Source organism: Sphingobium sp. AS12 (assembly GCF_019097845.1).
Taxonomy (GTDB): Bacteria; Pseudomonadota; Alphaproteobacteria; order Sphingomonadales; family Sphingomonadaceae; genus Sphingobium.
Genome location: NZ_JAHRGM010000055.1, coordinates 1 through 3,693, shown reverse-complemented (window position 1 = coordinate 3,693; position 3,693 = coordinate 1). Strand labels below are relative to the sequence as shown.

Below are 3,693 nucleotides of genomic sequence, written 5' to 3'. Positions count from 1 at the left end.
ATCAGCGACAATCAGAGCGAAGAATCGCCCTTGCCAGCGACAATCTAACCCGGCACCATGAACCCGCCGCGACAATCTGTTCTCATCCTGATAGTCGCTGACCTCTCACCCAGATCGTCGCGCTATAGCGCGAACCCCAGCACCGTAGCGAGGGCGCTGGGCATCAGTAGGCAATCGGTCTATCGGCTTATGGCCTGAGGTTACGCCGTATCCCTAAACGCCGTCGCCACCTGGGCCCTGTATGATCTGACCATCAAGGATGACCGGCTCAAAGGTGGTTATCTCAATCTGCTGCCTGTCACCGAAATCACGGCGGTTGGTTTTGCCCATAAACCAACGGTTGTCGCTCGCCAGTTCGAAATCGCGCTGCTTGTCGCCGGATGACAGGACGCCGCCACGCAGGATATTGTTGTTCACGCTCTTGCCGATCATGCTGAACATCTCCCACGCATCGCGCATGTCCTGCTTCAATTCCGGGCTTTCACGCATCCATCGGTAGATCGTCTGAACGCTGGGCATATCGGGCTGCTGGCATATCTCGATTAGGTCTTGATACGTCGCAACAGCTTCCAAGATGAGTTCCCACTTCTCAGGGCTGAACTTCGTGGGCTGTCCGGCTTTGCGCTTTACGATCTCCGCGACCTCCTGCTTTGCCTCTTGCGCCGCTATTGCTTTGCTCTGTGCGGCAACCGATAGAGCATCACAGTGGGACTTCGCTCTGGTTGTTTGTGTGGTATTTTTCGCCATAATGCTATTTATGGGCGGAAGCGATCTAGGGGGCATCGATGATACGGGGCAAGTTATACAAATACCGACCCTTTCACATTAACTCTTTGCGCTCCATCACCGAGGCGGAAGTCTTCTACGCTCGTCCCAAGACGTTCAACGATCCCTTGGATTGCGATCCTACGATAGAAGTTGATATCAATAGGTCAGGGTTGGAGCGATTGCTCTACAAGATGTTACTTCGAACAGTCAGCAGCGATCAAGCAGTCCAAGATATTGAGCAGCTCCGATATTACGCCACTCAAACGGATGATTACGGAGGTGAGATTGACGAGGAGGCTTTGCTGTCTCAAATCATTGCCAATGCGATCAAGACGGAACTTGATAATGAACTTGGTAACGCCGGAGTTCTATCACTATCGGCCACATGGGATAGCGCGCTCATGTGGAGCCACTATGCCGATGAACATCGTGGTATCTGCATCGAGTATGATACTCGCGATCAGGGTCATCCGCGTCTTGAGAGAGTGAACTACAAAGCTGGGCGAGCAGTTAAGGCGAGTGATCTTTGGTCATGGAAAGCGAAAGGTGACGAAGATGCCAAGCGCCGCGTCCTAGACACCTATTATTATTCTAAGTCGTGGGAGTGGCATTATGAAAAGGAATGGCGTGATGTCTCCGACGAGAGCGGTGTTAAGGGTTTGCCATTCCAAATTACTGCTATCCTCTTCGGTCTTCGATGCGATCCCTCGGTTATAAAGAGTATGGTCAAACTGCTAGCCGGATATCCTCAAATCAAACTGTGGCAAATGCTACCTAAGAACAACAGCTTTGAACTTCGTAGGCAGATAGTTGCTCGCGACGAGATTGAGCAGTCTGGCATTCGGGAACCGTCATTCCTTTTGTTCAAGGACATCATATGGGATGATGACTTCGAGAAAGTCGATGATTTGGACCCGCCTGACTATCCTGAGGATTGGCACAGTTAGATGCCGAAGGCATATGTGGGGCTTTTCGGTTGAATGTGCTGGCGTTGTTTCGCAAACTCTAATTTAAGTTGAGTAGAGACTAGCAGTGGCCTGTTCGTCTGGTGTTTTTTTAAGCTAACTTCTTCTAAGGGCGTGATATGCTGATTGACCCAACTGAAATCGTAAAAGGTGTGAGTGAGCCGTTTACAAACAGCTTGAGCGATGCATGGCAGTGGCTCTTGGGTGATCGCATCGCTGCATCCCGTCTAAAAAATGCTGCGAAATTGCAAGTGAAGGTAAATGCTGAACTGGCGAATGTGGGGCTGAAATTAGTTCCGGCTAAGATACCTGAGCGGTATGCTTTCGCTTGGTTTGAGGAAGCAACAAAGCAAGACGAACCTGAAATTCAAACGCTGTTTGCTCGGCTACTTGCAAAAGCCGCGTTAGGTGATGAGGACGCATTAGACCGGAGGCATCTAGAGATCGTATCTCGATTGGTCCCAATGGACGCTCAAATTATGAATGTCATTTTTAGCGGCGAGTTCGCAACTACCCACTTGTCATCAGAAAGCGAAGTGCTTGAGATTAGGATGCCAGAACCCAGTCTGTATATGGCACTTAAAGAGCGTCTTGGTCCGAAGGCTTGGCAGTCAGTAGAGCATCTGTTGGCTCTTGGTGTGTTGGAAAAATACACACTTATTTCCAAGGATTCTGTGGCTCGCTTGCTGGGCAATTTGCAGACAGATCGTTCGTCAGGACTGGTATATCCATCCTACGGAACGTCTGATGAAATTGTCACTGAAACTGAAATTGTTGTTACAGACACAGGTTTTTCGTTGAAGAAGGCGCTTTCGGATATCTGAATGCAAACTACCCTATAGCGATCCAAAGCCCATTCAAATTATTTCGCCTGCATCCACGTTGCTTCGGCGGTGTAGGAAATGTCGAACTTATGTCGGTTGTTCAGGACTGAGATAATATCCTCGGTGGAAGCGAAGCGGTTCAGGGTTTTGATGAAGTCGCGCACATACCCTTTGTCCCACTCATTGATCTTCGCGGCTTTGCTGTTGCTTTTTCGCGACGGGAAGTTGGCTATTGTTAATGCCCAAGGGGACCAGCAACCGGCGTCATTTGCCTGCACTTTCGCGAGGTTGTCGGGCGGAACGTCCTGCTCATGCAGGCTGTTAATGAGGGCTGGAGCATGTAGGGCTTTTGTTGCGTGGTACAGGCTGCTGTCCCAATTGTCCTTCCATCCATAGTCCTGCAACAACACGCAATGGCAGTGACCAGCGGCTTCTAGCAGTGAAAAGCCATAGGATTGGCTCTTGCTGGGCATATAGAAGACTTTTGACGAGGCGATAAAGTCGACCTTCTCTCGGCCAGTTATGTTGCCTCTGACATCATGTTTGACGCCTATCCCATCGAACGCATCCTGCCATTTTTTCACTGATGTCTTTGCGGTCATCACCTTCACTGGCAGCTTTGTTGCTGCGGCGACCCGGATAAACTCGGAGGGGTTTTTGCGCTCCTCCCAGCGACCAATGAAAAGCAGACCAGACTTCTCGCCCTCATATCTTTCAAGCAGTCCGCGTTCCGGCATGGGCATAGGCAATGTCACCGCGTTATGCTGACCAGCTTTCAACTCGGCTTTGTTGCGGTCAGTTTGTGTGCCGATTATAAGATGCTCTGCCCGCATAGCAGCGACAAAAAACGCATCGAACGTCGCATTGAAAACGCCTTTGAACGCTTCATTCCTGAATACCAAGTTCTCATTATGGGTGTAGAACACCATCGGGATATGCTGCGCGAGATCGAGAGGGTAAACGCCCAGCAGTGCATCCGGGGTATTGATGACGATCATATCGTAGAGGTGTAAGCGCCGACGGAAGGTGGCGTTGACGCGGCCCGTCAGGCTTTCCGGCGTGTCCGCGGTGCCCATTTTTTCGCGAGCGCTTCCAGCCTTGCCTCGATCAGGGGGATATCGGGCTGGGCGTTGGGA

4 protein-coding genes are annotated in these 3,693 nt (G+C 50.8%); 2 read left to right on the top strand and 2 right to left on the bottom strand.

From position 1 onward, the window contains the following. Window positions 1–213: 213 nt before the first annotated feature. A complete protein-coding gene (locus tag KRZ98_RS18210; RefSeq protein WP_217674851.1) occupies window positions 214–747 on the bottom strand; it encodes a hypothetical protein in 534 nt (177 codons plus the stop codon). Window positions 748–785: 38 nt separating this feature from the next. Here KRZ98_RS18210 and KRZ98_RS18205 point away from each other — a divergent pair, with 38 nt between their 5' ends. Next, the gene (locus KRZ98_RS18205) at window positions 786–1,715 is read left to right on the top strand and encodes a DUF2971 domain-containing protein (RefSeq protein ID WP_217674850.1); all 930 of its coding nucleotides are present in this window, start codon (window positions 786–788) and stop codon (window positions 1,713–1,715) included. 137 nt (window positions 1,716–1,852) lie between these two features. Next, window positions 1,853–2,557, top strand: coding sequence for a DUF4393 domain-containing protein (locus KRZ98_RS18200; protein WP_217674849.1), 705 nt, complete (start codon window positions 1,853–1,855; stop codon window positions 2,555–2,557). Window positions 2,558–2,595: 38 nt separating this feature from the next. Here KRZ98_RS18200 and KRZ98_RS18195 read toward each other — a convergent pair. Next, window positions 2,596–3,693, bottom strand: a 1,098-nt coding sequence (locus tag KRZ98_RS18195) for a hypothetical protein (protein WP_217674848.1), incomplete at its 5' end; no start/stop codon positions are given.